A 24,048-nucleotide genomic window follows, 5' to 3' on the forward strand; every position below is an offset into this window, starting at 1 on the left:
GCACCAGACGCCGCTGACATCGTGGTGCCGACACGGCCATGCCGCACCCAGCCCGCGGCGCATAGGGTCGGGGCATGGTGGAGATCGAGCGCATCCTGGCGCCCAACCCCGGACCCATGACCCTCGAGGGCACCAACACCTACGTCATCGGCGGCGAGATCGTGGTCGACCCCGGTCCCGCCGACGTCGACCACGTCGAGCGGCTCGTGGCGGTGCAGCCGCGGCTCATCCTCGTGACGCACAAGCACACCGACCACACCGAGGCCGCGACCGAGCTCGCGCGCTCGACCGGCGCCGTGCTGCGCGGCCTCGACCCCGACGAGTGCTACGGCGGCGAGCCGCTCACCGACGGCGAGTGGATCCCGGTCGGCGACGTCGAGCTGCAGATCCTCGCCACCCCCGGCCACACGCACGACTCGATCTCGATCGTCGTCCCGGGTCGCGCGGTGCTCACCGGCGACACGATCCTCGGCCGCGGCTCGACCGTCATCATGCATCCCGACGGCGCGATCGCGCCCTACCTCGCCACGCTCGACCGCCTCGAGGCGCTCGGCGACCTGCACGTGCTGCCGGGCCACGGCGAGCCGCTGCCGTCGGTGGCGGCGGTGGCGCGGGAGTACCGCGCGCACCGGCTCGACCGGCTCGACCAGGTGCGGGCGGCGCTGCGGCAGCTCGGCACGACCGCGGCGGAGGCGTCGGTCGGCGAGGTCACCGACCTCGTGTACGCCGACGCCGACGCATCCGTGCGCCAGGCCGCCGAGGCATCCGCCGCCGCCCAGCTCTCCTACCTGGAGCAGACCGAGGCCTGAGCCGGCCCGGGTCAGCTCCGGCCCGCGTCAGCCGCTCTTGCGGCGGTGCACGCGCTTCTGCACGGCGGGGCCGGTGTGGGCCGACTGCACGCCCGAGCCGGCGCTCATGCCCTGGCCGTGGTGGCCGAGCTTCTTCTTGTCGAGCGCCTCGCGGAACTTGCGCCGCTGCGCCTCCTCGGGCGTCTCCGTGCCCTCGGGGGTGTCCTGCGGCGTCTCCACCTCTGCGGGATCGTGTTCGCTCATGACCCCACCTTGCCGCGTGCGGGCACCGATGTCGAGTCGAGCCGCCCGGCCAGCAGGTGCGCGCGCTCGGAGGGGCGGGATGCGTTGGGCACGAACGCGGCGAGGGTGCGCACGAGCGTGGTCATCCAGACGAAGCCGACGCCGACGGCGATCGCCTCGAGCCCGGCAGCGCTGTAGACGTCGCCCGGCCGCCACAGCAGCAGCGCGACGAGCAGCGCGACGCCGGCGCCGACCGTCGTGAGCAGCATCGCGCGCGGCGGCCCCGGCATGACGACGGTGACGACGGCCGCGGTGAGGGCGAACAGCCCGAGCGCGCCGAAGGCGGCGATGTTGTGCGGCAGCGGCGCGAGGTGCAGCGGGAAGAGGCCCACGCCGGCGAGCGCGGCGCCGGTGAGCGCGAAGAGCCCCACGACCCAGGCGATGCGGGGGAGCGCCGCGTCGCCGAGCCAGCGGTGCAGGTCGCGGCCGACGAAGGCGCCGACCGAGCCGACGAGCAGGCCCGCGATCACGACGGTGCCGTTGAAGGCCCACGAGCCCGCGCCGTCGCCCGTGCCGAGGTCGGAGAAGTGGCGCTGCCACCAGGCGGGGTCGGCGGCCGTGATCATCGCGAAGAGCGTGCCGATCGTCAGGTACGCGAACAGCAGCGTCGCGAGGTCGCGGGTCGTCAGCTCGACGCCCGCCTGGAAGGCGAGCCAGCCGCCCGTCGACGCGGCGATGCCCGTGAGCAGCGCGCCGCCGATCGCGGGTGCCTCGAGGCCCTGCAGGCCGAGCGCGAGGATCTCGCCGCCGGTGAGCACCGCCACGTAGGCGACCGCGCCGAAGGCGAGCGTGATCGCGGCGGTCGACAGGTGCGAGACGGTCGTCTGCCAGCCGGGCATCGGCGCGGTCTCGCGCCGGCGGTGCAGGAGCGTGCTGAGCACGAAGGCCGCGGCGGTCACGATCGCGGCGATGCCGGCGGCGGGCTGCGCGATGCCGCCCTCGTCGGCGATCGGGCGCGGCTCGCCCGCGAGCGCCAGCAGGCCGAAGGCCGTGCCGATCCCGAAGCAGGCCCAGGCGGCGGCGATCGCGCGCGACTCCCGACGCGCCTCGGACTGCGGGGCTGCCTTCACGCATCCGATCGAACCATGCCGCGCTGACGGCCGGCCCGGATGGGGCGCAGGGCGCGGTCTCCAGGCCCCGACGCTCACCGATTGACTTTCGATAGATTCCGAGCGAGACTCGATGCATGCTCCGCTCCCGCTGGTCCGTCCTGCTGCTCCGCGTCGCCCTCGTGGTCGCGGCGCTCTGGCTGCTCGTGCTCATGGCGATGTCGCTGCCCGGCGAGCTCCGCGACGAGGCGCCCGCCTTCCGCGTGCCGGCGCAGATCGTGCTCACGCTCGTGCTCGCGAGCGTGCTCGTGGTGATCGTCTGCATCTGGCGGCTGCTGACGCTCGTGCAGCGCGACCGGCTCTTCAGCGACGCATCGCGCCGCTGGGTCGACGCGATCGTGTGGGCGCTCGCGATCGGCTGGAGCCTGCTCGCGGCCGGGGCGCTGACGGTCACGACGGTCATCTTCCTCACGCCCGAGATCCGCGACCCCGGCATCCCGATGGCGCTGTTCGGGGTCGTCGTGCTCTCGTCGCTGCCGATGCTGCTCATGATCGTGATGCGCGGGCTGCTGCGGCAGGCGACCGGCTACCGCGCCGAGCTCGACGAGGTCATCTGATGGCCATCGTGGTGCGCATCGATGTCGAGCTCGCGAAGCGCAAGCTGAGCGTGGGCGAGTTCGCCGAGCGCGTCGGGCTGACGCCGGCGAACGTCGCGGTGCTGAAGAACGGCCGCGCGAAGGCGGTGCGCTTCTCGACGCTCGACGCGATGTGCCGGGTGCTCGAGTGCCAGCCCGGCGACCTGCTCGAGTGGGTCGACGACGAGGACGACGCGGCCGCCGGCCACGACGGCCCCCGGGGATGAGCGCCGGCCGCGGTCATCCCGGGATCCGGTCGCTGGAGGCCTCCTCGTGCGCCGCCCCCGCGCGCGTCGCCGCGCGACGACGGGGGAGCAGCGGCTCGGCCTCGGCGAGCTCCTCCGCGGTCGCGCTCCGGTAGGCGCCCGCGGGGTCGGCCTGCACGGCCCGGCGCTCCTGGCCTCGAGTTGCGACGAGCGAGGCCGCGATGGAGGCCGTGATGATCGTCGCGACGACGAGGAGCGACACGGTGGTGGGGATGTAGAGCACGTCGAGCAGCGCCATCTTGGCGCCCACCCAGACGAGCACGAGCGCGAGCCCGACCTTGAGGTAGATGAAGCGGTGGATGAGGTCGGCGAGCAGGAAGTACATCGCGCGCAGGCCCAGGATCGCGAAGGCGTTGGCGGTGAAGACGAGGAACGGCTCGGAGGTGACGGCGAAGATCGCGGGGATCGAGTCGACCGCGAACACGATGTCGGTGACCTCCACCAGCACGAGCACCGCGAGCAGCGGCGTGGCCACGACGACCCCCGCCCGCCGCACGAGGAAGCGCTGTCCGTAGTACGCATCCGTCATCGGCACGACGCGGCGGAACAGCCGCAGCACGCGCGAGCGCTCCGGGTGCGCGTGCTCGTTCCGGGTGCGCAGCATCTGGATGCCCGTCAGGATCAGGAAGGCCGCGAAGACGTAGAGGATCCACGCGAAGTTCTCGATGAGCGCGGCGCCCGCGGCGATGAAGATGCCGCGGAAGACGAGCGCGCCGAGCACGCCGAGGAAGAGCATGCGGTGCTGATACTCGCGCGGCACCGCGAAGGCGGCGAAGATGATCGCCCAGACGAACACGTTGTCGACGGCGAGCGACTTCTCGATGAGGTAGCCGGCGAAGTACTGCTGGCCGTACTCGGCGCCCCAGGTGCTCCAGACGACGATGCCGAAGCTGATGCCCGAGAGCACCCAGACGATCGACCAGCCGAGCGCCTCGCGCACGCCGATGACGTGCGCCCTTCGGTGCGCGAAGAGGTCGATCGCGAGCATGGCGATGATGGCTGCCAGCACGGCGAGCCAGGCGTAGACGGGTACGTCCATCGTGTCCTCCAGTTGTCGATGCAACCGGAGGTCTCGCCCGGGACCGCGAACCGCGATCCCGGATGCGCCGGAGCCCGATGGCGGGCACGAAGTGACGACGCATCCTGGGGGACTACTCCCCTCCGCGAGCACGGTACCAAGTGGGTCGCGCGTCGGTCAACGCTCCCGCGCCGATCCATCGGAACCTCAATCCGAACATCGTTGTGGCTCAGCAGGTGCTGTCGCGCGCGCGTCTGAGCGGGGCGGCAGGGCCCGCGCCGCGTATCGTCGCGGCATGACGAGCCCAGACCTCGCGGATCGCGGTCCGCGCGACACCGCAGCACGGCTCCGCGACCTGCTCGCCGAGCTCGAGGACGCCGCGCCCGCGCCCCGCTCCGATCCCCAGGCCGACCGCCAGCTGGCCCTCTGCGCCGAGGTCGAGGCGATCCTCCGTGCGCGCTCCGCGGTGCGCGCGGCGCAGCAGGGCGCGTAGCGCCCGCGGCCCGGTCGGCCACAGGAGCGCACCGCTAGCCTCGGCGCATGCGCAACCCCGTGCCCGACCTGCTCGACGAGGTGCGGCGCGCGTGCGTCGACGGCGACGAGGGCGAGCTGCTCGACACGATCCCCGAGCTCGCGGACGCCGATCCCGACCGCTTCGCGATCGCGCTGTGCACGATCGACGGCACCGTCTACGGCACGGGCGACGATGAGCACCGCTTCACGATCCAGTCGATCTCGAAGCCCTTCGCGTACGCCCTCGCGCTCGCCGACCGCGGCCGCGACACGGTGCTCGAGCACGTCGGCGTCGAGCCCTCGGGCGACGCGTTCAACGAGATCTCGCTCGAGCAGAACGGGCGGCCGCGCAACCCGATGATCAACATCGGCGCGATCGCGACGCACGCGCTCGTCGGCGAGGCCGGCATGAGCCGCGAGCGTCGCGACGTGCGGGTGCGGGAGGGGCTCTCGGCGTTCGCCGGGCGCGACCTCGAGGTCGACGAGGCGGTCTTCGACTCGGAGCGATCGGAGTCGAGCCGCAACCTGGCGCTCGCCTACCTCGTGCACGCGCAGGACAAGCTCGACGGCGAGCCGCACGACGCCGTGGAGGGCTACATCCGGCAGTGCGCCCTGCTCGTCGACGTGCGCGACCTCGCGGTGATGGCGATGACGCTCGCGGCGGGCGGCCGCAACCCCGTCACCGGCGAGCAGGTGGTGCCGACGTGGGTGTGCACGCAGGTGCTGAGCGTCATGGCGACGTGCGGCATGTACGACGCCGCGGGCGACTGGATGAGCACGGTCGGGATCCCGGCGAAGAGCGGCGTCGCGGGCGGTGTGCTCGGGTCGCTGCCCGGGCAGGTCGGCATCGGCACCTTCTCGCCGCGGCTCGACGAGATCGGCAACAGCGTGCGCGGTGTGCGGGCGTTCGAGCGGCTGTCGGCCGAGCTCGGCCTGCACTTGATGCACGCCCCCGAGGTCGCCTCGCACGTGCTCTACGGCGTGGTCGAGCCAGACGCCGACGGCGACGGTGTGCGGGAGGTGCAGCTGCAGGGCACGATGCACTTCGCCGCCGTCGAGGTGGCCCTGCGCGAGCTGGAGGAGCTGCCCGACGACGGCGCCCCGATCGTGCTCGACCTCTCTCGCGCGGCGTCGGCGACCGAGGTCGGCCGCCGCCTGCTGCACGAGGGCGTCGAGCGGATGCGCGAGGACGGCCGTGAGGTGCGGGTCGCCGACCCCGACGGGCTGCTCGACGAATCCAGGAGGCGGTCATGATGGTGCCCGAGCTCATCCTGTTCGACGTGAACGAGACGCTGTCGGACATGTCGCCGATGGGCGCCGCGTTCGCGGCTGAGGGACTCGCTCCCCACCAGGTCCCGACGTGGTTCGCGGCCGTGCTGCGCGACGGCTTCGCCGCGGCCGCCGCGGGCGGCACGGCGGTGTTCGCCGAAGTCGCGCGCGAGGGCCTCGAGCGGCTGCTCGACGCCGGAGGTGCGGCGGACGCGTCGGCGTCGGCACGCCGGATCCTGGCTGTCATGCAGCGCCTCGACGTGCACGCAGACGTCCCGCATGCCGTCGAGGCGCTCGCGTCTATGACGCAGCTCGCGACGCTCTCCAACGGCGCCGCATCGGTGGCCGAGGGACTGCTGCGTCGTGCAGGCGTGCGCGACCGCTTCGCTGCGCTGCTGAGCGTCGACGACGCCCCGGCGTGGAAGCCCTCGCCCACCGCCTACGCGTACGCCGCAGATGCGCTCGCCCGCGACCCGCGCGAGATGCTGCTGGTGGCAGTGCACCCGTGGGACATCCACGGCGCCGCGCGTGCGGGGCTGCGCACCGCATGGATCAACCGCGACCACGCGACGTATCCGGGCTACTTCGAGCCTCCGGAGCTGCAGGCGTCAGACCTCGAGTCGCTGGCAGGGCAGCTCGCCGCTGAGGGCTGACGCGGGATCAGGCGGGAACGGCGATGGGGCGGTGCCGCTCGCGCAGCACCGCCCCATCGATCGCCTGGCTAGAAGTCCCAGTCCTCGTCGGCCGTGGCCTCGGCCTTGCCGATCACGTACGAGGAGCCTGAGCCCGAGAAGAAGTCGTGGTTCTCGTCGGCGTTCGGCGACAGGGCCGACAGGATCGCCGGGCTGACGTCGGTGACGGTCGACGGGAACAGCGGCTCGAACCCGAGGTTCATGAGCGCCTTGTTCGCGTTGTAGTGGAGGAACTTCTTGACGTCCTCCGTCAGGCCCACCGAGTCGTAGAGGTCGGCCGTGTACTTCGACTCGTTCTCGTAGAGCTCGTAGAGCAGCGAGTACGTGTAGTCCTTGATCTCGGCCTGGCGCTCGGGCGTCAGCTGCTCGAAGCCCTTCTGGAACTTGTAGCCGATGTAGTACCCGTGCACGGCCTCGTCGCGGATGATGAGGCGGATGAGGTCGGCGGTGTTCGTGAGCTTCGCGCGGCTCGACCAGTGCATCGGCAGGTAGAAGCCCGAGTAGAACAGGAACGACTCGAGCAGCGTCGAGGCGATCTTGCGCTTCAGCGGGTCGTCGCCCTCGTAGTAGTCGATGATGATCTCGGCCTTGCGCTGCAGGTACGGGTTCTCCGTCGACCAGCGGAAGGCCTCGTCGATCTCCTTCGTCGACGACAGGGTCGAGAAGATCGACGAGTACGACTTCGCGTGCACCGACTCCATGAACGCGATGTTCGTGTAGACGGCCTCCTCGTGCGGCGTGATCGCGTCGGGGATGAGCGAGACGGCGCCGACCGTGCCCTGGATGGTGTCGAGCAGCGTCAGCCCGGTGAAGACGCGCATGGTGAGCGTCTTCTCCTCGGGCGTCAGCGTGCCCCACGACTGCACGTCGTTCGACAGCGGCACCTTCTCGGGCAGCCAGAAGTTGTTGACGAGCCGGTTCCAGACCTCGAGGTCCTTGTCGTCCTCGATGCGGTTCCAGTTGATCGCCTGCACCAGGTGGTTGTGGCGGTGCTGGCGCTGCTGGGCCTCGGTCTGCGGCTTGCCGGCGCCGAGCGCCGCCTCGACCTCGTCGCGCTCGGCCTCGATGGCCTCGCGCGCCTGCTCGGCGTCGACGGGCGACTCGGCGATCTCGTCGAAGGCCGAGCCCGCCTGGGTGTGCTGGGTGTCCATGTCCTGTTCCTTCTCCGTCTCGTCGCCGCGCGTCACAGCATGCAGCTGACGCAGCCGTCCACTTCGGTGCCCTCGAGCGCCAGCTGGCGCAGACGCACGTAGTAGATCGTCTTGATGCCCTTGCGCCAGGCGTAGATCTGCGCCTTGTTGATGTCGCGCGTGGTGGCCGTGTCCTTGAAGAAGAGCGTCAGTGACAGGCCCTGGTCGACGTGCTGCGTGGCCGCGGCGTAGGTGTCGATGATCTTCTCGGGGCCGATCTCGTACGCGTCCTGGAAGTACTCCAGGTTGTCGTTCGTCATGAACGGCGCCGGGTAGTAGACGCGGCCGAGCTTGCCCTCCTTGCGGATCTCGATCTTCGACGCGATCGGGTGGATCGACGACGTCGAGTTGTTGATGTACGAGATCGAGCCGGTCGGCGGCACCGCCTGCAGGTTCTGGTTGTAGATGCCGTGCTCCTGCACGAGCGACTTGAGCTCGCGCCAGTCGTCCTGCGTGGGGATGCGGATCTCCGACGCGTCGAAGAGCTCCTGCACGCGGGCCGTGGCCGGCTTCCACTCCTGCTCGGTGTACTTGTCGAAGAACTCGCCCGACGCGTACTGGGAGCGCTCGAAGCCGTCGAACGTCTCGCCCTTCTCCCGCGCGATGAGGTTCGACGCGCGCAGCGCGTGGAACAGCACCGTGTAGAAGTAGATGTTCGTGAAGTCGAGGCCCTCCTCGGAGCCGTAGTGGATGCGCTCCCGGCCGAGGTAGCCGTGCAGGTTCATCTGGCCGAGGCCGATCGCGTGGCTCATGTCGTTGCCGCGCGCGATCGAGGGCACCGAGCCGATGTGCGACTGGTCCGAGACCGCCGTCAGGGCGCGGATGGCCGTCTCGACCGTCTTGCCGAAGTCGGGCGAGTCCATCGACAGCGCGATGTTCATCGAGCCGAGGTTGCAGGAGATGTCCTTGCCGACCGAGACGTAGTCGAGGTCGTCGTCGTAGGTCGACGGGGTGTTGACCTGCAGGATCTCGCTGCACAGGTTGGACATGTTGATGCGACCGTCGATCGGGTTGGCCCGGTTCACCGTGTCCTCGAACATGATGTACGGGTAGCCCGACTCGAACTGGATCTCGGCCAGCGTCTGGAAGAACTCGCGGGCGTTGATCTTCGTCTTCGTGATGCGCGAGTCGTCGACCATCTCGTGGTACTTCTCGGTCACCGAGATGTCGCTGAAGGGGACGCCGTAGACGCGCTCGACGTCGTAGGGCGAGAAGAGGTACATGTCCTCGCCCTTCTTCGCCAGCTCGAACGTGATGTCGGGCACGACGACGCCCAGCGAGAGGGTCTTGATGCGGATCTTCTCGTCGGCGTTCTCGCGCTTCGTGTCGAGGAACCGCATGATGTCGGGGTGGTGCGCCTGCAGGTACACCGCGCCCGCGCCCTGACGGGCACCCAGCTGGTTCGCGTACGAGAAGCTGTCTTCGAACAGCTTCATCACGGGGATGACGCCGGAGGACTGGTTCTGGATCTGCTTGATCGGGGCGCCGTACTCGCGGATGTTCGTGAGGCTGAACGCCACGCCGCCGCCGCGCTTCGAGAGCTGCAGCGCCGAGTTGATCGAGCGGCCGATCGACTCCATGTTGTCCTCGATGCGCAGGAGGAAGCAGGAGACGAGCTCGCCGCGCTGCTTCTTGCCGGCGTTGAGGAAGGTGGGGGTGGCCGGCTGGAAGCGGCCGTTGACCATCTCGTCGACGTACGCCTCGGCGAGCCGCTCGTCGCCCTCGGCGAGCGCGAGCGCGACGTTGACGACGCGGTCCTCGTAGCGCTCGAGGTAGCGCTTCCCGTCGAACGTCTTCAGCGTGTACGACGTGTAGTACTTGAACGCGCCGAGGAACGTCGGGAAGCGGAACTTGTAGCCGTAGGCGCGCTTCATGAGCGACTTGATGAACTCGAAGGAGTACCGGTCGAGCACCTCGGCCTCGTAGTACTCGTTCTCGACCAGGTAGTCGAGCTTCTCCTTGAGCGAGTGGAAGAAGACCGTGTTCTGGTTGACGTGCTGCAGGAAGTACTGGTTCGCAGCCTCGCGGTCCTTGTCGAACTGGATCTCGCCGTTCGGGCCGTAGAGGTTGAGCATCGCGTTGAGCGAGTGGTAGTCCATCGCCGACGTCTTGCCCGTGGTCATCTCGGGCGTCACTGTCGCCATAGTGCATCCAATCCGTCGTTGACGACGCGCACGTCGTCGGGGGTTCCGAAGAGTTCGAAGCGGTAGAGGTGCGGCACGTTGCACTTCTGGGCGATGATGTCGCCCGCGAGCCCGTAGCCGGATCCGAAGTTGGTGTTGCCGGCGCTGATCACGCCGCGCAGGTGCTTGCGGTTCTCCTCGTCGTTGAGGAACTTGATCACCTGCTTGGGGACGGCGCCCTTGCCGTCGCCGCCGCCGTACGTGGGCACGATGAGCACGTAGGGCTCACGCTGCTGCAGCGGCGGCTCGGAGGCGTGGAGGGGGATGCGCGAGGCCGGTCGTCCGAGCTTCTCCACGAAGCGGGCGGTGTTGCCCGACACGCTCGAGAAGTAGACGACGTCGCCCACGGCTGCCCCGATCACGGCGGTGCGGCTCAGGCCGCGAGGATCGCCTTGATGCGGTCGGGCTGGAAGCCCGACCAGTGCTCCTCGTCGGCGATGACGACGGGGGCCTGCATGTAGCCGAGGTCCTTGACGGTCTGCAGCGCCTTGTCGTCGGCGGTGACGTCGAAGATCTGGTACTCGATGCCCTGCGCGTCGAGCGCGCGGGTGGTCATCGTGCACTGGACGCAGGCCGGCTTGGAGTAGACGGTGACGGTCATGAGCGGCTCTCCTCGTGTGGATGCTCTGGTGCTGGGAAGCGGTCGGCCGGGGCCGGGCTCCCACTATATGTGGGGCCTGGCGGGGAGCGACGACACAAGATGGTGTGTTTCTCCACACCTCTATCAACAAGAATCCCCAGGCTGTGATTCCCGGCGCGGAACGACGCGGAAAAGGCTGTGGAGAGCGGCTGCTGACAGCTGTGCACGACTGCCGAAGTCGTCCCCGCGACACGCCGACGGAGACTTACAGCGGTGTGGTTCGCGTGCTGCACGGGTGCCTCCGGATGCTCTGTCGCACCCTCGACGCTACGTCCGGCCACCCACATCGGAGCGGGGTAGCCTGCCCGCATGGAAGGGACCCCGGCGGGCCGGCAGGCGTCCGCGCCCGGCGATCCGCGCATCCGACGGCTGCAGCGCGCCGCGCTCATCGTGGCGGGCCTCAACCTCGCCTACTTCTTCGTGGAGTTCTCGGTCGCCGCCACGATCGGCTCGGCCTCGCTCATGGCGGACGCGGTCGACTTCCTCGAGGACGCGGCGATCAACGTGCTGATCGTGCTCGCCGCGGCACTCCCGCTCGCCACCCGCGCCCTCGCGGGGCGCGCGATGGCCCTGCTCATCCTGATCCCCGCGGCGGTGGCCGCCTGGCAGGTCGTGCAGAAGGCGCTCGAGCCCGCGCCCCCCGACGTGATCGCGCTCGTCGTGACCGCGGGCGGCGCCGCCGTCGTGAACCTCGTGAGCGCGCTGCTGCTGGCGCGCCACCGCACGACGGCGGGGTCGATCGGGCGCGCGGCCTTCCTCTCGGCGCGCAACGACGTGCTCGTGAACGTGGCCATCATCGCGATGGGCCTCGTCACGTGGCTCACGCGCTCGGGCTGGCCCGACGTCGTGCTCGGCGTCGTCATCGTCGCCATCGCCCTGCACGCCGCATGGGAGGTCTGGGAGGCGGCGGGCGAGGAGCGCCTGCTCGCCAAGCAGCTGCCGCGAGCCTGAAGCGCTCGCTCCGCTCGCATCCAGGCGCGGCGGGTACCGTCGCCGCCGTACCCCAACCAGACAGCGACAAGGAGGCAGCACCATGGCCGACATCACCGGCAAGAAGGTCGCGTTCGTCCTGACGGACGGCTACGAGGACTCCGAGCTCACGAGCCCCTGGGAGGCCGTGCAGGGCGCCGGTGGGCAGCCGACGCTCCTCGCTCCGAAGGACGGCCAGGTCGAGGGCAAGAAGGGCCACACGCAGGCGGTCGACGGGCCCGTGTCGGGCGCCGACGCATCCGACTACGACGCCCTCGTGCTCCCGGGCGGCGTCGTGAACGCCGACCACCTGCGGATGGACGAGGACGCGGTCGCGCTCGTGCGCGGCTTCGTCGAGTCGGGCAAGCCGATCGGCGTCATCTGCCACGGCGCCTGGATCCTCATCGAGGCCGGCGGGGTCGAGGGCCGCACGATCACGAGCTACCCGAGCCTGAGGACCGACCTGCGGAACGCCGGCGCCGAGTGGGTCGACCAGGAGGTCGCGACCGACAAGGGCCTCGTCTCGAGCCGCACGCCCGACGACCTGCCCGCGTTCAACGCGAAGGTCCTCGAGGAGATCGCCGAGGGCGTGCACCCGCGCTGACCCTGGCGCACGCACGACCGAGCCCGGCACGCAGGTCGTGCCGGGCTCCGTCGTGCGGCGGCGGTGTGGATCGGCCAGCCGCGGGCGCTCAGGCCTCGAGCCACCCGAGCTCGCGCCCGACGGCGGCGAGGGACGCGAGCAGGCGGGCGTTCGTGGCGTAGCCGAGCTGGCTCGGCAGCGCGAAGAGCACGGTGCCGGCCTCCTGCACCGCCTCGTCGGCGAGCAGCCGCGCCGCGACGTGCTCGGGGTCGCCGGCGTAGGTCGGACCGCTGCGCGCCGCGCTGCCGTCGAGCCGGCCGACCCCGTCGCGCCGCTCGTCGGCGAGGCCGAAGTAGCGGCGGTCGTCGTCGGTCGCGATCGGGAACGCGCTCCGCGTCACGGCGGTGCGGGGACGGATGCGGTGGCCGGCCCGCGCGTGCGCGTCGCGGTAGGCGCGCACCTGGTCGGCCTGCTGCACGTGGAACGGCCGGCCGTCGTCCTGCAGCAGCAGCGTCGACGAGAGCAGGTGGTAGCCGTGCTCGGCGGCCCAGAGCCCCGAGGCGTGGTTGCCGGCGCCCCACCAGAGGCGGTCGGCGAGGCCGGGGGAGCGCGGCTCGATCGGCAGGTCGGGGTCGCCGCCGGTCTCCGCGGCGCGCGCGGAGCGCGCCATCGGCTCGCCGCGGAGCGCCCGGCGCAGGTGGGCGGCGCGCTCGCGCGCGACATCCGACCACGACGCGCCCTCGGGCAGCGGCAGGCCGAAGCGCTCCTGCCCGTCGACGGCCCGCTCGGGCGAGCCGCGCGAGATGCCGAGCTGCAGCCGCTCGCCCGCGAGCAGGTCGGCGGCGCTCGCGAGCTCGGCCATCGCGAGCGGCTGCTCGTACCGCAGGTCGATCACGCCGGTGCCGAGCTCGAGCCTGCTCGTGCGCGCGCCCATGGCGGCGAGCAGCGGGTAGGGGCTCGCGAGCGACTGGTCGAAGTGGTGCACGCGCACCCAGGCGCCGTCGAGGCCCGCCTCCTCGGCGGCGACGGCGAGGTCGACGTGCATCCGCAGCGAGTCGCCCGCGGTCGGCACCCGCGAGCCGGGGATGTCGCGGTAGTGGCCGAAGGAGAGGAATCCGAGCTGCTTGCGCACGTCGGGGAGAACCGGGCCGGATGCGCCGGCATTCCACGCGCGCGGGGCCGGCCCGGCGCACGGCAGCGCCCCGCCGCGGTCGGCGGGGCGCTGCCTGCTGTGGAGCGGTGCTGCGCTCGTCAGTCGTTCGACTCGGGCGACTCCGCGCTGCCGGCCGAGGGGACCGACACGGGCGACTGGGCCGAGATCGGCGACTGGGCCGAGACCGGGCTCGGTGCCGAGTCCGGCGTCGGGGCCGACTCGGGGGCGGGCGCCGGCGCGGGAGCGGGCGCGGGTGCCGGTGCCGGTGCGGGAGCCGCGGACTGGGCCGACGCGGGGCTCGGCACCGATGCGGGGGAGACCACGGAGGCCGGCGAGGCGGCCGTGGGAGCCGACGCCGTCGAGGTGGGCGAGGGCGCCGACTGCGTCGCCGACGGGGCGTCGGTGGCGGTGGGGGCCGAGGTCGCCGAGACCACGGAGGCGTGGTCGCCGGTGATCTTCACGTTCAGCGACTCGCGGTCGAGGATGTCGCCGCGCACCTGCCCGCTGTCGACGACGCGGCCCTGCGCATCCCGCAGCTCGACGGCGTTGGCGATGCCGGCCGCGCTCGCGGCCATGGCGCCGAGCCCGAGCGCTCCGACGGTGCCGAGGGCGATCCACTTGGTGTTCATGCTGTTCCTCCTGGTGATCGGGGGTGCTGCCTGGTGATGACCACTGTCGCCGGTGCCGGTGAGGCGAGGAGGAGGGGTCGGTGAGAGGCCTCTCATCACCCTCCACAGCCGCGCGGACGGGCCCTGCCGCCGCGCGCATCCGAGGTCCATGATGGAGGCGGCGCCGGTGGGGCGCCGCACCGAGCATGCGGAGGAAGTCGTGGCGAAGCAGCAGCAGGACGACACGCTGTCGGACGTCGAGCGCGAGGCGGTGAAGCAGCGCGCGGCCGAGCTGCGCGCCCAGTCGTCGCGCAAGGGCGCCGGCAAGAAGGAGAAGGACCGGCAGGACGTGCTCGACGTGATCGAGGGCCTGCCCGAGCCCGACAAGGGCCTCGCGCAGATGGTGCACGAGGTGGTGTCGGAGGTCGCGCCCGACCTCGACCCGAAGACCTGGTACGGGTTCCCCTCCTATGCGCGCGACGGCAAGGTGCTCGTCTTCTTCCAGCAGGCGTCGAAGTTCGACGAGCGCTACTCGACGCTCGGGTTCCAGACGAACGCCAACCTCGACGAGGGCGCCATGTGGCCGACGTCGTACGCCCTCGTCTCCGACACCCCAGAGGTGCGCGAGCGCATCGCCGCGCTCGTGCGGCAGGCCATCAGCTGAGGCGGATGCGCGGGTCGGGAATGCGCGCCGCCTCCCAGCATGTTCCAACTTGAGTCGAGCAGACTCAAGTTCGACGAAGACCTTCGAGGGGGATGCGCATGGCAGCCATCTACGGACCGTCCTTCGGGATCGGCGGCGACGGATCGTTCGACGACTTCATCGCCCGGATCCTGCAGGGCCAGCGCGCGCCCGCGCAGCGATCGATCGACCTCTCGCGCCTCGTCTCGCGGCGCACGAGCTCGGTCATGGCGAGCGCCGTCGAGTACGCGCGCGCCCACCGGCACGCCGAGGTCGACGCGCTGCACCTGCTGCGCGCGCTGCTCGAGCTGCCGCAGGTGTCGGCCGCCGTGCGCGCCGCAGGCGCCGACGAGGAGGCGCTGCGCGGCACGATCGAGGACCGCATGCCGGCCGACGGCGAGCGCGAGACGCAGGGGCCGCCGTCGCTGACGCCCTCGGCCCAGCGCGCCCTGCGCGACGCGTACCAGATCGCCCGGGCCAACGGCTCGAGCTACATCGACCCCGAGCACCTCTTCTTCGCGTTCCTGCTCGCCGGCGACAGCGCCGTCGGCTCCCTCCTGCACGAGGCGGGCATCACGCCCGAGGCGCTGCAGCGCGGCGCCGCCGAGGCGCAGCGCGCGGCCATCGAGGCGCAGCAGGCGCGCACCCCCGCGAAGCACGTCGACCCCGACTCGACGACGCCGACGCTCGACGAGTTCGGCATCGACCTCACCGCTCGCGCGCGCGACGGCGAGCTCGACCCGGTGATCGGCCGCACCGAGGAGATCGAGCAGACGATCGAGATCCTGTCGCGCCGCACGAAGAACAACCCCGTGCTCATCGGCGAGGCCGGCGTCGGCAAGACCGCCATCGTCGAGGGGCTCGCCCGCGCGATCGTGGAGGGCGGCGTGCCGAAGTCGCTGAAGGGCAAGCGCGTCGTCGCGCTCGACCTCACCGCGATGGTCGCCGGCACGCGCTACCGCGGCGACTTCGAGGAGCGCATCACGAAGGCGATGGACGAGATCACCGAGCACCGCGACGAGCTGATCGTCTTCATCGACGAGCTGCACACGATCCTGGGCGCCGGGGGCGGCGGCGAGGGCGGCATGGATGCGGCCAACATCCTGAAGCCGCGCCTGGCCCGCGGCGACCTGCACATGATCGGCGCGACGACGCTCGCGGAGTTCCGCCGCATCGAGAAGGACGCCGCGCTCACGCGCCGCTTCCAGCCCGTGCTGGTGGCCGAGCCGAGCGTCGAGGACGCCGTGCGCATCCTCGAGGGGCTGCAGAGCGCCTACGCCGAGCACCACCGCGTCACCTACACGCCCGATGCGATCCGCGCCGCGGTCGAGCTCTCCCACCGCTACATCAGCGACCGGTTCCTGCCCGACAAGGCCATCGACCTCATCGACCAGGCCGGCGCGCGGCTGCGGCTGAGCCTGGGCGCGAAGGTCGACGTGGATGCGCTGACGAAGGAGCGCGAGCACCTCGAGGAGCAGAAGCGGCAGGCGGTCGAGGCCGAGGAGTTCGAGGAGGCGACCCGCATCCGCGACCGCATCGCCGCCATCCAGGCATCGATCGAGTCGGGCTCCGGCGAGGACGGCGTCGTCGACGAGGAGGAGATCGCGGGCGTCGTCTCGCGCGCGACCGGCATCCCCGCCTCGCGGCTCACCGAGGGCGACCGGCAGCGGCTGGGCCGCCTCGAGGAGGAGCTGCACGAGCGCGTCATCGGGCAGGAGGATGCGGTGGGCGCGGTGGCGAAGGCCGTGCGGCGCTCGCGGTCGGGGCTCGGCGACACCGGCCGCCCGATCGGCTCGTTCCTGTTCCTGGGCCCCACCGGCGTCGGCAAGACCGAGCTGGCCAAGGCGCTCGCGTCGAGCCTGTTCGGCTCGGAGCACGCGCTCGTGCGCTTCGACATGTCGGAGTTCGGCGAGCGCCACACGGTCGCCCGCCTCATCGGCGCGCCTCCCGGGTACGTCGGCTACGACGAGGCGGGCCAGCTCACCGAGCGCGTGCGGCGGCAGCCGTACTCGGTGGTGCTGCTCGACGAGATCGAGAAGGCGCACCCGGATGTCTTCAACCTGCTGCTGCAGGTGCTCGAGGACGGCCGGCTCACCGACGGCCAGGGCCGCACCGTCGACTTCCGCAACACGGTCGTGATCATGACCTCGAACCTCGGCGGCGAGTTCCTCGCGTCGAAGTCGGGCCCGATCGGGTTCCAGGCCGGCGACGGCAGCGGCTCGCCCGACGAGCTGCGGGCGAAGGTCATGGGCAGGCTGCGCGAGCAGATGCGGCCCGAGCTCATCAACCGCATCGACGAGATCGTGCTGTTCCACAAGCTCGAGCCGGCGCAGCTGCGGCAGATCGTGACGCTGCTGCTCGACCGCGTCGGCGACCGGCTGCGGGCGCAGGACGTCGAGCTCGAGGTGACGGATGCGGCGCTCGCGTGGCTCGCGGAGCACGGCTACGAGCCCGAGTACGGCGCGCGGCCGCTGCGCAGGCTCATCCAGCGCGAGGTCGAGGACCGGGTCGCCGACCTCATCGTCGGCGGGCTGGAGTCGGGCGTCGTGCGGGTGGATGTCGAGGGCGACGCCATCGCGGTGACCACCGCGCCGGCCGAGCGCCCGACGCCCGCGATGTAGCCCCCGCCCTCCCGCCCTCGCTGGTCGAGGAGCCGCGCTCTCCGCTGGTCGAGGAGCCGCCTCCTCCGCTGGTCGAGGAGCCGCCGGAGGCGGCGTCTCGAGACCACCCGCGACGCGTCTCGGACCGCTCGCCGGCATCGACGGTTCCCGGCGCCCGAGACGGGCGCCGGCGCTGGGGTCGCGCAAGAGGCCCGAAAGGGCCTCTTGCCTGAGCTCCACCGCGCCGTCATGCTCTCCTGACGAGGAGGCGACATGGCCGAGCTCTCCCCGCGGCTCGCCGCGGTGCTGGAGGCGCTGCCCCTGCGCCCCGGGATGCGCGTGCTGGAGGTGGGCTGCGGCCCCGGCGCGCTCGCCCGGGCCATGGCCGAGCAGGTCGGGCCCGACGGCTACGTGCTCGGCGTCGACCGCTCGCCGACGGCCATCCAGGCCGCGGAGCGCGTCTCCTCCCACGGCAGCCTCGACTTCCGCGTCTCGACCGCCGAGCAGTTCCGGCTGAAGGGCCGCGAGCAGCCGTTCGACCTCGTCGTCGCGATCCGCGTGGGCGCGCTCGACGGCCGCCACCCCGAGCTCGAGGCCGCCGCGATGGCGCAGCTCGCGGCGGCGACCGTGCCCGGCGCGGCCCTCTACATCGACCGCGGCGACCCGCTCGAGGCGGTCCCGCTCCACTGACTCGGCGCATCCGCCGTCCGTCGACCGGCTCCGCGCGGGTCGGGAAGGATGATGCGGTCGGACGAGCACGGAGCCGGTCGGGGAACGGGGGAGCGCGGATGGGCGAGCGGATCGCGGTCATCGGCGCGGGCGTCATCGGCCTCTCGATCGCGCACGAGCTCGCGGCGGCGGGCCGCCGCGACGTGACGGTGATCGCCGACCTCGCGCCGCTCGAGACGACGTCGGCCGTCGCAGGCGCCGTGTGGTTCCCCTACGCGGCCGAGCGCTCGGCCGAGGTCGACGCGATGCTCGCGCTCTCGCTGCGCCGCTTCGTCGCGATCGCCGAGCGCCCCGAGGCGGGCGTCGACCTGCGCGACGGGATCGTCGTCGAGCGCGCAGCGGCGCCCGACCGCTCGTGGACGGCTCTGCTGCCAGCCGCCCCGGCCGCCGCCGCCGACCTCCCCGCCGGCACGACGGGCATGCGCACGAGGGCCCCGCTCGCGACCATGTCGCAGTACCTGCCGTGGCTGCAGGCGGAGTGCGAGGCGCTGGGCGTGCGCTTCGAGCACCGGCGGGTGGACGATCCGGATGCGCTCGCGGGCGCCTTCGACGTCGCGGTCGTGGCCGCCGGGGCGCGCGGGGGCGCGCTGCTCGGCGACGACGCGACGGTGGTGCCCATCCGCGGCCAGGTCGTGCGGGTCGAGAACCCGGGCGTCACGACGTTCGTGATCGACGACGAGGATCCGGCCGGGCTCACCTACGTGCTGCCGCGCCGCGACTGCCTCGTGCTCGGCGGCACGCACGAGGCCGGCGCGACCTCGCTCGAGCCCGACCCGGCGATCGAGGCGGGCATCCTCGCTCGGTGCGCCGCGCTCGTGCCGGCGGTGGCCGGGATGCCGATCCTGTCGCGCGCGGTGGGGCTGCGGCCCGGGCGCGCCCGGCTGCGCATCGAGGAGGTGCCGGGCCGGGCGCTGCGGGTGATCGCCGCCTACGGCCACGGCGGGAGCGGCATGACGCTGTCGTGGGGCACGGCGGCGCGGGTGGCGGCGATGCTGGCGGCCCCATGACCGAGCCGGCGAGCGTCGACGAGCTGGCCGCGCGCATCCGCCGCCTGATGGCGGAGCGCGCCGTCGTGGTCGTGGGCATCGCCGGCTACGGCGGTGCCGGCAAGACGACGCTCGCGCGCGCCCTGGCCGAGCGGCTGCCGGCGGCGCGCGTGCGCGGCGACGACTTCCTCGACCCGATCGGCAGCCGCTCGGCGAGCGAGGACTGGGCGGCGCTGCACCGCGACGAGCTCGCGGCGGTGCTCGCGGCGCTGCGGGCGGGGGAGCCCGCGCGGTTCCGGCCGGTCGACTGGGCGACGGGCGGCCGGCAGCCCGAGCGGCTCGCGCCCGCGGCGCCCGTGCAGCTCGTCGACGCGGTCGGGCTGCTGCACCCGCGGCTCCTGCCGCTGCTCGACCTGGCCGTCTGGGTCGACGTGCCGCTCGAGGTGGCGGTGGAGCGCGGGATGCGCCGCGACCGGCAGGCGGGGAACGATCACGACGCGCTGTGGCGCGAGGTGTGGGCGCCGACGGAGCGGGCGTTCGAGCGGCGGTTCCGGCCGCGCGAGGCGACCGACGTCAGGGTCGCGGGCGGTCGCTAGCGATCGTCGGAGTGGCGGCCGTGGGCGGGCCCCGCGTCGCCGGGCGACGCGCCGGGCGCCGAGCCGTAGGGCGCGGCGCCGTACGACTGCCCGCCGTAGCTCTGGCCGCCGTACGACTGGCCGCCGTACGACTGCCCGCCGTAGGCCGGGCTGCTGTGCGGGTCCGCCTGCGGTGCGTCGTACGGCGACGACTGGCCGGACGCGGCGCCCTGGCCGTAGCCGGCGCCCTGCCCGTAGGCGGCAGGCGCCCCGTACCCGCTTGCCGCGTACGGCTGCGCGAGCGACGGCTGGCCGGCGTCCCAGGCCTGCGCCGTCGCGCTGCGGTCGAAGCGCGCGCCGAGCGGGTTCGAGGGGAAGAAGCACATGACGAGCGGCACGATGCCGAGGCCGACGAGCGACAGCAGGGCGAACGCGCCGTGGAAGCCGGCATCCTGCACGCGCCGCCACATCACCGCGTAGGTGGGCACCGCGAGCGCGAGCGAGACCACGACGAGCAGCGCGAGCCATCCGAACATCGCGCCGAGGGGCGCCAGCAGCGCCTCCTGGTCGGCGCCGACGCCCGCGGCCTCGACCGACACCGCCTGCATCATGAAGCCGATCCACGCGATCCAGAACGGCACCTGCGACAGGAGCGAGACGAGGAAGGTGAACAGCATCGCCCACCAGAACTCGCTGCGGCTCGCGCGTCCCGAGAAGACGAGGAAGCCCTGGAAGAAGCGCCGGACGGACTGGCCGAAGGACGCGCCGGGCAGCGGCTGGCCGACGGGGACTGCAGAGGTGCTCACGGGGGACATCATCGCCCATCTGCGGCGCGGCGCGCCGCGCCGCGCGCGGGCGGATCCTGCGACTACGGCGCCAGGCCCGCGCCCAGCACCGCCGCCGCGAGCGCGCGGTCGCCGCGCACCTCGATGCCGCCGTCGGCGTCGGCCGCCTCGGCGAGCGGCACCCGGCCCCACGCCAGCAGCGCGAGCGAGCGGGCGGGCCCTGTGAGCACCACCTCCGGCGCACCCGGTGCCGACCCGGTGAGCGCGAGCCGCGCATCCGTCTCGGTCGGGGCGAAGACCAGCCGCGCTGCCGGCGCCTCGACCCGGCCGAGCCGCAGCTGCCGGGGGTGCATGACGGTGACGAGCTCGTCGAGGCAGTCGAGCCACGCGCCCGCGTCGACGTCGAGCGGCTCGCCGATCGCCGTGCGCAGATCCCACAGGTGCACGAGCGTCTCGAGCGCCTGCCGCCGGTGCCAGAACCGCACGGTGCCGGTGTGCTCGCCGCGCGGCACGCCGTCGTCGACGAGCGCCCACGCCCGCGCGTCGGGGTCGAGCTCGGCGAGCGCCTCGCGCACCTCGAGCGCGCACGCGGCGTAGAGCTCGGGCAGGTCGAACGGTCCACGGCCGAGCGGCTCCTCCTGCACGCGGCGCGCCTGGCCTGCCGCCCAGTGGTGCACGCGGGCGAGGTGCACGACGAGCTTCTCGACCGTCCACGGCGCGAGCCACGGGATCGGCGTCGCGGGGTCGGCCCTCCGCAGCGTCTCGAGGAACTGCGCCTGCCAGTCGGCGAGCGCCGCCAGGTGGTCGGGGGGCCGGATGCCGTCGGTCGCCATCGGCGCCTCAGCCCCGGCCGGTGAACGTGGGCGTGCGCTTCTGCTGGAACGCCGCGAAGCCCTCGCGGTAGTCGGCGGTCTCGGCGAGCGCGGCCTGCGCGGCGCTCTCGCCGCCCATCGACTGCCACAGGCCCAGCCGCTCGTCGCGGAGGCCCCGGATGAGCTCCTTCGAGGCGATGAACGCGAGCGTCGGCCCCTGCGCGGCATGCGCGGCCGCGGCACGGGTGGCGGCGAGCACCTCGTCGTCGGGGAAGACCTGCGAGAAGAGCCCGGCGGCGACCGCCTCGGCGCCCGTCAGCAGCCGGCCGGAGTAGATGAGGTCGAGCGTGCGGTGCGCGCCGAGCCGCTCGAAGAAGAGCGCGTGGCCGCCGGAGTCGAGCGTGGCGCCGAGCGCGGCGAACGGGCTGCCGAGCTTCGCGGTCTCGGCGACGTAGACCACGTCGGCCGCGATGAGGAGCCCGAGCCCCACGCCCAGGCACGCGCCGTGGGCGACGGCGAAGGTGGGCGCCGGGAACGCGGCGAGCTGCTGCAGCAGCGGCTGCACGCGGTCCTGCAGGAACCCGATCGTGTCGTCGGTGCGCGGATCGACCTGCGAGATGTCGCGGCCGGCGCAGAACGCCTTGCCCTCCCCGCGCAGCACGAGCGCGCGCACGCCCGCCCGCTCGGCCTCGGTCAGCGCATCCGACATCGCCTGCAGGGCGGATGCGTCGACGGCGTTGCGCCGCTCGGGTGCGTTCAGCACGATCTCGGCGATGCCGTCGGCGAGCTGCAGCTCGATCATGGGGCTCCCTCCGTGGGGCGCGGAGCCGGGGCGCCGGCGTCGTCGCGCGTCGAGACCATCATGGCCGAGCGCGGGCGGCACGGCCGGGCACGGGCGGGCAGTTCTCCCCATCGCCGACGGGGCGCGTCGCCGCCTACCGTGGAGCCGTTCGGTCGACCGGGGGGTGATGCAGCGTGGCGATGAACCTGCCGGGCGAGCTCGTCTGGGTGCTCGACATGCTCGGCTACGACTGGCCGCCGCTCGACGAGGACGAGATGCGGCGCGCGGCGAGCATCATGCGCCAGTTCAAGGACGACGTCGAGGGCACCGTCGAGGTGGCCGAGACGCGCGTGAAGACCGGCGTGGCGACCGCGCTCACCGGCCAGGCGTCGACGTCGTTTTCCAACGCGTGGGACACCGACCGGTCGACGAACATCCAGCAGCTCGTCGACGCGCTCGACCCGGTCGCGGGCGGCATCGAGGTGGGCGCCGACGCCGTCGTCGCGCTCAAGGTCAAGGTCATCGCCGAGCTCGTCATCACCGCCGCGCAGATCGCCGCCGCGGCGGCGAGCGCGATCATCACGCTCGGCGCCTCCGCCGCCGCGAGCGCAGCCATCATCGCGCTGCGCAAGAAGGCGCTCGACGTGCTCACGAACATCGCGGTCGACCAGCTCGCGCAGCAGCTGCTGCCGCTGATCATCGAGCCGCTGCAGGGGCCGATGATGGACGGCATCACCGCCATGCTCGAGGCCGAGCTCGTCGAGGGCGCGATCGGCGACGTCTCCGAGTTCCAGGCCGATCTCGACGCGCTCGACCAGGCCGCCGGCGACCTCGAGTCGAACGCCGCCGACCAGGAGCGGCTCGCCGACGACTTCATCATGCAGCTGTCCTCCTGCCAGATCTTCACGGGGTGATGCGGGATGTCGACCATCAAGATCGTCATCAAGGAGGCCCTCGACGTCATCGAGGAGCTCGTGCCGGAGGCGGCCCGCGCGGTCGCGAAGAAGTCGACGAGGCTCAGCGCGAAGACCCGGCAGATCCGCCAGCAGATCGAGGCGAAGGACGTCGAGCTCTCGCGCTCCCAGCGCACGCCCGACCGGGCGCCCGACCACGACGCGCCCGAGCGCACGACCCCGAGCGCCCCGGGCCTCCGCGATCCCGACGCCGCACCGGATCCGGATGCGCCGCCGTCGACCTGGCCGGACGCCGACACCGAGGCGGCGAACGCCGCGACCGCGGCCGCCCGGCAGGCGGCGGTGGAGGCCGGCGACCTCACCGCGCCCGACTTCGGCGAGCTGACGACCACGTTCCACGGTCCCCGCCCGCCCGACATGGAGGCCCCGCACGGCCACCACATCGTCTTCAAGAAGGGCGTGGGTGCGCGCCAGCAGGCGCTCATCGCGCAGGCGAAGGAGATCCTCGAGCGCAACGGCGTCGACTGGTACACCGGGCCGCACAACCTCACGTGGGCGCCGAACGTGGCCGGGCAGCACAACATCGCGAACGTGCGCGAGGTGCTGCAGCGGCTGCAGGCCGCCGACGGCGCGGGCCGCGAGGCGGTCATCGACGCGCTCCGCGGCGCAGGGCGCGACGTCTTCGGCGGCCGCCCGTGACCGGGCCCCGCTCGGTGGCCGTCGGTAGGGTGACGCCATGACCGCAGACCTCGCCGCCTGGCAGGCGGAGCTCGCCGACCGGATCCAGCCGATGCTCGAGGCGGCGATGCTCGCCGCCGCCGGGTCGCGGCCCGACGGCGAGATCGCGGGCATCGGCATCTCGACCGACGCGGACGCGACCTCGGTCGTCGCCTTCGCCAACTCCCGGCAGAACCTCGACGCGATGGTCGCCGACGAGCCCGAGTTCGCCCTCGACTCGAAGTGGCACATCGGCGAGTGGGACCTCGACGTGACCGGCAGCGGCGCGCCCGATCAGCTCGAGCCCCTGCGCGCAGAGCTCGAGCAGGCGAAGCCGAGCGCGGACGCGTCGACGGGGACCGCCGGGTTCGCGGTGCCGGGCATGCAGGAGTTCCGGCACGCAGTGTGGGGCGCGATCGCCGCCGCGATGGCGGCGTCGGCGGCCGAGGGCTTCTTCGACCGCTGGCCGACCGCAGCGCACGTCTTCATGCCGCTCGACGCCGACGTCGACGAGCAGCAGCTCGCCGACTGGAGCGCGCCGCTCAACGACGCCGAGGGCGTCGCCGAGCTGCGCGCGTTCCTGCAGCTCGACTGAGCGCGCCGGGGCG

At 72.6% G+C, this 24,048-nt stretch carries 28 protein-coding genes; 16 read left to right on the forward strand and 12 right to left on the reverse strand.

Annotation, left to right across the window (positions count from 1 at the left end; genetic code table 11):
* Positions 1-74 precede the first annotated feature (74 nt).
* The gene (locus J2X49_RS05360; protein ID WP_310123429.1) at positions 75-809 is read left to right on the forward strand and encodes an MBL fold metallo-hydrolase; all 735 of its coding nucleotides are present in this window, start codon (positions 75-77) and stop codon (positions 807-809) included.
* A gap of 27 nt (positions 810-836) precedes the next feature.
* Here the strand turns inward: J2X49_RS05360 and J2X49_RS05365 are convergent, their stop codons facing one another.
* Together J2X49_RS05365 and J2X49_RS05370 are read right to left on the reverse strand one after the other, a co-directional pair.
* Positions 837-1,052, reverse strand: coding sequence for a DUF5302 domain-containing protein (locus J2X49_RS05365; RefSeq protein WP_310123432.1), 216 nt, complete (start codon positions 1,050-1,052; stop codon positions 837-839).
* The gene (locus J2X49_RS05370) at positions 1,049-2,161 is read right to left on the reverse strand and encodes a DUF998 domain-containing protein (RefSeq protein WP_310123434.1); all 1,113 of its coding nucleotides are present in this window, start codon (positions 2,159-2,161) and stop codon (positions 1,049-1,051) included. The genes J2X49_RS05365 and J2X49_RS05370 overlap by 4 nt, the downstream gene beginning before the upstream one ends.
* 116 nt (positions 2,162-2,277) lie before the next feature.
* Here J2X49_RS05370 and J2X49_RS05375 point away from each other — a divergent pair, with 116 nt between their 5' ends.
* Together J2X49_RS05375 and J2X49_RS05380 are read left to right on the forward strand one after the other, a co-directional pair.
* On the forward strand, positions 2,278-2,757 hold the full coding sequence (locus J2X49_RS05375) for a DUF2975 domain-containing protein (protein ID WP_310123435.1): 480 nt from the start codon (positions 2,278-2,280) through the stop codon (positions 2,755-2,757).
* Complete coding sequence (locus J2X49_RS05380) at positions 2,757-3,002, forward strand: helix-turn-helix transcriptional regulator (protein ID WP_310123438.1); 246 nt, start codon at positions 2,757-2,759, stop codon at positions 3,000-3,002. The genes J2X49_RS05375 and J2X49_RS05380 overlap by 1 nt, the downstream gene beginning before the upstream one ends.
* A 13-nt stretch (positions 3,003-3,015) precedes the next feature.
* On the opposite strand, the gene J2X49_RS05385 is transcribed toward J2X49_RS05380, so the two are convergent.
* Positions 3,016-4,080, reverse strand: a complete 1,065-nt coding sequence (locus J2X49_RS05385; RefSeq protein ID WP_310123441.1) for a TerC family protein — start codon at positions 4,078-4,080, stop codon at positions 3,016-3,018.
* Positions 4,081-4,354: 274 nt separating this feature from the next.
* Here J2X49_RS05385 and J2X49_RS05390 point away from each other — a divergent pair, with 274 nt between their 5' ends.
* The 3 genes from J2X49_RS05390 to J2X49_RS05400 are packed head-to-tail and all read left to right on the forward strand — an operon-like array spanning position 4,355 to position 6,494.
* A complete protein-coding gene (locus J2X49_RS05390) occupies positions 4,355-4,552 on the forward strand; it encodes a hypothetical protein (protein WP_310123444.1) in 198 nt (65 codons plus the stop codon).
* 47 nt (positions 4,553-4,599) lie between these two features.
* On the forward strand, positions 4,600-5,826 hold the full coding sequence (locus J2X49_RS05395; protein WP_310123447.1) for a glutaminase: 1,227 nt from the start codon (positions 4,600-4,602) through the stop codon (positions 5,824-5,826).
* Complete coding sequence (locus J2X49_RS05400) at positions 5,823-6,494, forward strand: haloacid dehalogenase type II (RefSeq protein WP_310123449.1); 672 nt, start codon at positions 5,823-5,825, stop codon at positions 6,492-6,494. The genes J2X49_RS05395 and J2X49_RS05400 overlap by 4 nt, the downstream gene beginning before the upstream one ends.
* 68 nt (positions 6,495-6,562) lie before the next feature.
* Here the strand turns inward: J2X49_RS05400 and nrdF are convergent, their stop codons facing one another.
* Genes nrdF through nrdH form a run of 4 tightly spaced genes read right to left on the reverse strand, consistent with a single transcriptional unit; the run spans position 6,563 to position 10,507 of the window.
* A complete protein-coding gene (gene nrdF / locus J2X49_RS05405) occupies positions 6,563-7,684 on the reverse strand; it encodes a class 1b ribonucleoside-diphosphate reductase subunit beta (protein WP_310123452.1) in 1,122 nt (373 codons plus the stop codon).
* 32 nt (positions 7,685-7,716) lie between these two features.
* Entirely contained in the window at positions 7,717-9,867 is a 2,151-nt protein-coding gene (gene nrdE, locus J2X49_RS05410) for a class 1b ribonucleoside-diphosphate reductase subunit alpha (protein ID WP_310123455.1), read from the reverse strand.
* On the reverse strand, positions 9,855-10,253 hold the full coding sequence (gene nrdI / locus J2X49_RS05415; protein ID WP_128189978.1) for a class Ib ribonucleoside-diphosphate reductase assembly flavoprotein NrdI: 399 nt from the start codon (positions 10,251-10,253) through the stop codon (positions 9,855-9,857). Before nrdI ends, nrdE begins: the two co-directional genes overlap by 13 nt.
* A gap of 26 nt (positions 10,254-10,279) precedes the next feature.
* Positions 10,280-10,507, reverse strand: a complete 228-nt coding sequence (gene nrdH, locus J2X49_RS05420; protein ID WP_128189966.1) for a glutaredoxin-like protein NrdH — start codon at positions 10,505-10,507, stop codon at positions 10,280-10,282.
* A gap of 348 nt (positions 10,508-10,855) precedes the next feature.
* On the opposite strand from nrdH, the gene J2X49_RS05425 reads away from it, so the two are divergent.
* Together J2X49_RS05425 and J2X49_RS05430 are read left to right on the forward strand one after the other, a co-directional pair.
* Positions 10,856-11,497 carry a cation transporter gene (locus J2X49_RS05425; RefSeq protein ID WP_310123458.1) on the forward strand — a complete coding sequence of 214 codons (642 nt, stop codon included), beginning with the start codon at positions 10,856-10,858 and terminating at the stop codon, positions 11,495-11,497.
* An 82-nt stretch (positions 11,498-11,579) separates the two neighbouring features.
* Positions 11,580-12,119 carry a type 1 glutamine amidotransferase domain-containing protein gene (locus J2X49_RS05430; RefSeq protein WP_310123459.1) on the forward strand — a complete coding sequence of 180 codons (540 nt, stop codon included), beginning with the start codon at positions 11,580-11,582 and terminating at the stop codon, positions 12,117-12,119.
* Positions 12,120-12,207: 88 nt separating this feature from the next.
* Here the strand turns inward: J2X49_RS05430 and J2X49_RS05435 are convergent, their stop codons facing one another.
* Positions 12,208-13,230 (reverse strand): LLM class flavin-dependent oxidoreductase, encoded by a 1,023-nt coding sequence (locus J2X49_RS05435; protein ID WP_310123463.1) that lies wholly within the window; start codon positions 13,228-13,230, stop codon positions 12,208-12,210.
* Between the two features lie 119 nt (positions 13,231-13,349).
* The gene (locus tag J2X49_RS05440) at positions 13,350-13,880 is read right to left on the reverse strand and encodes a hypothetical protein (protein WP_310123465.1); all 531 of its coding nucleotides are present in this window, start codon (positions 13,878-13,880) and stop codon (positions 13,350-13,352) included.
* Between the two features lie 199 nt (positions 13,881-14,079).
* On the opposite strand from J2X49_RS05440, the gene J2X49_RS05445 reads away from it, so the two are divergent.
* The 5 genes from J2X49_RS05445 (at position 14,080) to J2X49_RS05465 (ending at position 19,452) form a co-directional block, all read left to right on the forward strand.
* Positions 14,080-14,523, forward strand: a complete 444-nt coding sequence (locus J2X49_RS05445; protein WP_164877140.1) for a hypothetical protein — start codon at positions 14,080-14,082, stop codon at positions 14,521-14,523.
* 98 nt (positions 14,524-14,621) lie between these two features.
* The gene (locus tag J2X49_RS05450; RefSeq protein ID WP_310123467.1) at positions 14,622-17,162 is read left to right on the forward strand and encodes an ATP-dependent Clp protease ATP-binding subunit; all 2,541 of its coding nucleotides are present in this window, start codon (positions 14,622-14,624) and stop codon (positions 17,160-17,162) included.
* A gap of 252 nt (positions 17,163-17,414) precedes the next feature.
* Entirely contained in the window at positions 17,415-17,831 is a 417-nt protein-coding gene (locus tag J2X49_RS05455) for a methyltransferase domain-containing protein (RefSeq protein WP_310123468.1), read from the forward strand.
* Positions 17,832-17,929: 98 nt separating this feature from the next.
* Positions 17,930-18,877, forward strand: coding sequence for an FAD-dependent oxidoreductase (locus J2X49_RS05460; protein ID WP_310123469.1), 948 nt, complete (start codon positions 17,930-17,932; stop codon positions 18,875-18,877).
* Positions 18,874-19,452 (forward strand): AAA family ATPase, encoded by a 579-nt coding sequence (locus tag J2X49_RS05465; protein WP_310123472.1) that lies wholly within the window; start codon positions 18,874-18,876, stop codon positions 19,450-19,452. Before J2X49_RS05460 ends, J2X49_RS05465 begins: the two co-directional genes overlap by 4 nt.
* Here J2X49_RS05465 and J2X49_RS05470 read toward each other — a convergent pair.
* The 3 genes from J2X49_RS05470 to J2X49_RS05480 all read right to left on the reverse strand — a co-directional run bounded on the left by J2X49_RS05470 (position 19,449) and on the right by J2X49_RS05480 (position 21,830).
* Entirely contained in the window at positions 19,449-20,237 is a 789-nt protein-coding gene (locus J2X49_RS05470) for a DUF805 domain-containing protein (protein ID WP_310123474.1), read from the reverse strand. The genes J2X49_RS05465 and J2X49_RS05470 overlap by 4 nt on opposite strands.
* A gap of 62 nt (positions 20,238-20,299) precedes the next feature.
* On the reverse strand, positions 20,300-21,049 hold the full coding sequence (locus J2X49_RS05475; RefSeq protein ID WP_310123478.1) for a maleylpyruvate isomerase family mycothiol-dependent enzyme: 750 nt from the start codon (positions 21,047-21,049) through the stop codon (positions 20,300-20,302).
* A gap of 7 nt (positions 21,050-21,056) precedes the next feature.
* Complete coding sequence (locus tag J2X49_RS05480; protein ID WP_128190714.1) at positions 21,057-21,830, reverse strand: enoyl-CoA hydratase/isomerase family protein; 774 nt, start codon at positions 21,828-21,830, stop codon at positions 21,057-21,059.
* A gap of 173 nt (positions 21,831-22,003) precedes the next feature.
* Here J2X49_RS05480 and J2X49_RS05485 point away from each other — a divergent pair, with 173 nt between their 5' ends.
* From J2X49_RS05485 to J2X49_RS05495, 3 genes are read left to right on the forward strand one after another with little or no spacing between them, the layout of a single operon-like run.
* A complete protein-coding gene (locus J2X49_RS05485) occupies positions 22,004-22,723 on the forward strand; it encodes a hypothetical protein (RefSeq protein WP_310123483.1) in 720 nt (239 codons plus the stop codon).
* 6 nt (positions 22,724-22,729) lie between these two features.
* Entirely contained in the window at positions 22,730-23,422 is a 693-nt protein-coding gene (locus J2X49_RS05490; RefSeq protein ID WP_128190661.1) for an AHH domain-containing protein, read from the forward strand.
* Between the two features lie 37 nt (positions 23,423-23,459).
* A complete protein-coding gene (locus J2X49_RS05495; protein ID WP_310123487.1) occupies positions 23,460-24,035 on the forward strand; it encodes a DUF4303 domain-containing protein in 576 nt (191 codons plus the stop codon).
* Positions 24,036-24,048 lie beyond the last annotated feature (13 nt).

It is taken from the genome of Agrococcus sp. BE272, from assembly GCF_031457935.1.
Lineage (GTDB): Bacteria > Actinomycetota > Actinomycetes > Actinomycetales > Microbacteriaceae > Agrococcus > Agrococcus sediminis.

Bases quoted from the DNA above. Each gene is read 5' to 3' on its own strand.
- J2X49_RS05475 (WP_310123478.1), bottom strand. From the start codon at position 21,049: ATGGCGACCGACGGCATCCGGCCCCCCGACCACCTGGCGGCGCTCGCC.
- J2X49_RS05430 (WP_310123459.1), top strand. From the start codon at position 11,580: ATGGCCGACATCACCGGCAAGAAGGTCGCGTTCGTCCTGACGGACGGC.
- J2X49_RS05425 (WP_310123458.1), top strand. From the start codon at position 10,856: ATGGAAGGGACCCCGGCGGGCCGGCAGGCGTCCGCGCCCGGCGATCCG.
- J2X49_RS05400 (WP_310123449.1), top strand. From the start codon at position 5,823: ATGATGGTGCCCGAGCTCATCCTGTTCGACGTGAACGAGACGCTGTCG.
- J2X49_RS05450 (WP_310123467.1), top strand. From the start codon at position 14,622: ATGGCAGCCATCTACGGACCGTCCTTCGGGATCGGCGGCGACGGATCG.
- nrdF (WP_310123452.1), bottom strand. From the start codon at position 7,684: ATGGACACCCAGCACACCCAGGCGGGCTCGGCCTTCGACGAGATCGCC.
- J2X49_RS05465 (WP_310123472.1), top strand. From the start codon at position 18,874: ATGACCGAGCCGGCGAGCGTCGACGAGCTGGCCGCGCGCATCCGCCGC.
- J2X49_RS05395 (WP_310123447.1), top strand. From the start codon at position 4,600: ATGCGCAACCCCGTGCCCGACCTGCTCGACGAGGTGCGGCGCGCGTGC.
- J2X49_RS05440 (WP_310123465.1), bottom strand. From the start codon at position 13,880: ATGAACACCAAGTGGATCGCCCTCGGCACCGTCGGAGCGCTCGGGCTC.
- nrdH (WP_128189966.1), bottom strand. From the start codon at position 10,507: ATGACCGTCACCGTCTACTCCAAGCCGGCCTGCGTCCAGTGCACGATG.
- J2X49_RS05385 (WP_310123441.1), bottom strand. From the start codon at position 4,080: ATGGACGTACCCGTCTACGCCTGGCTCGCCGTGCTGGCAGCCATCATC.
- nrdE (WP_310123455.1), bottom strand. From the start codon at position 9,867: ATGGCGACAGTGACGCCCGAGATGACCACGGGCAAGACGTCGGCGATG.
- J2X49_RS05360 (WP_310123429.1), top strand. From the start codon at position 75: ATGGTGGAGATCGAGCGCATCCTGGCGCCCAACCCCGGACCCATGACC.
- J2X49_RS05390 (WP_310123444.1), top strand. From the start codon at position 4,355: ATGACGAGCCCAGACCTCGCGGATCGCGGTCCGCGCGACACCGCAGCA.
- J2X49_RS05380 (WP_310123438.1), top strand. From the start codon at position 2,757: ATGGCCATCGTGGTGCGCATCGATGTCGAGCTCGCGAAGCGCAAGCTG.
- J2X49_RS05495 (WP_310123487.1), top strand. From the start codon at position 23,460: ATGACCGCAGACCTCGCCGCCTGGCAGGCGGAGCTCGCCGACCGGATC.
- J2X49_RS05460 (WP_310123469.1), top strand. From the start codon at position 17,930: ATGGGCGAGCGGATCGCGGTCATCGGCGCGGGCGTCATCGGCCTCTCG.
- J2X49_RS05490 (WP_128190661.1), top strand. From the start codon at position 22,730: ATGTCGACCATCAAGATCGTCATCAAGGAGGCCCTCGACGTCATCGAG.
- J2X49_RS05365 (WP_310123432.1), bottom strand. From the start codon at position 1,052: ATGAGCGAACACGATCCCGCAGAGGTGGAGACGCCGCAGGACACCCCC.
- J2X49_RS05480 (WP_128190714.1), bottom strand. From the start codon at position 21,830: ATGATCGAGCTGCAGCTCGCCGACGGCATCGCCGAGATCGTGCTGAAC.
- J2X49_RS05375 (WP_310123435.1), top strand. From the start codon at position 2,278: ATGCTCCGCTCCCGCTGGTCCGTCCTGCTGCTCCGCGTCGCCCTCGTG.
- J2X49_RS05455 (WP_310123468.1), top strand. From the start codon at position 17,415: ATGGCCGAGCTCTCCCCGCGGCTCGCCGCGGTGCTGGAGGCGCTGCCC.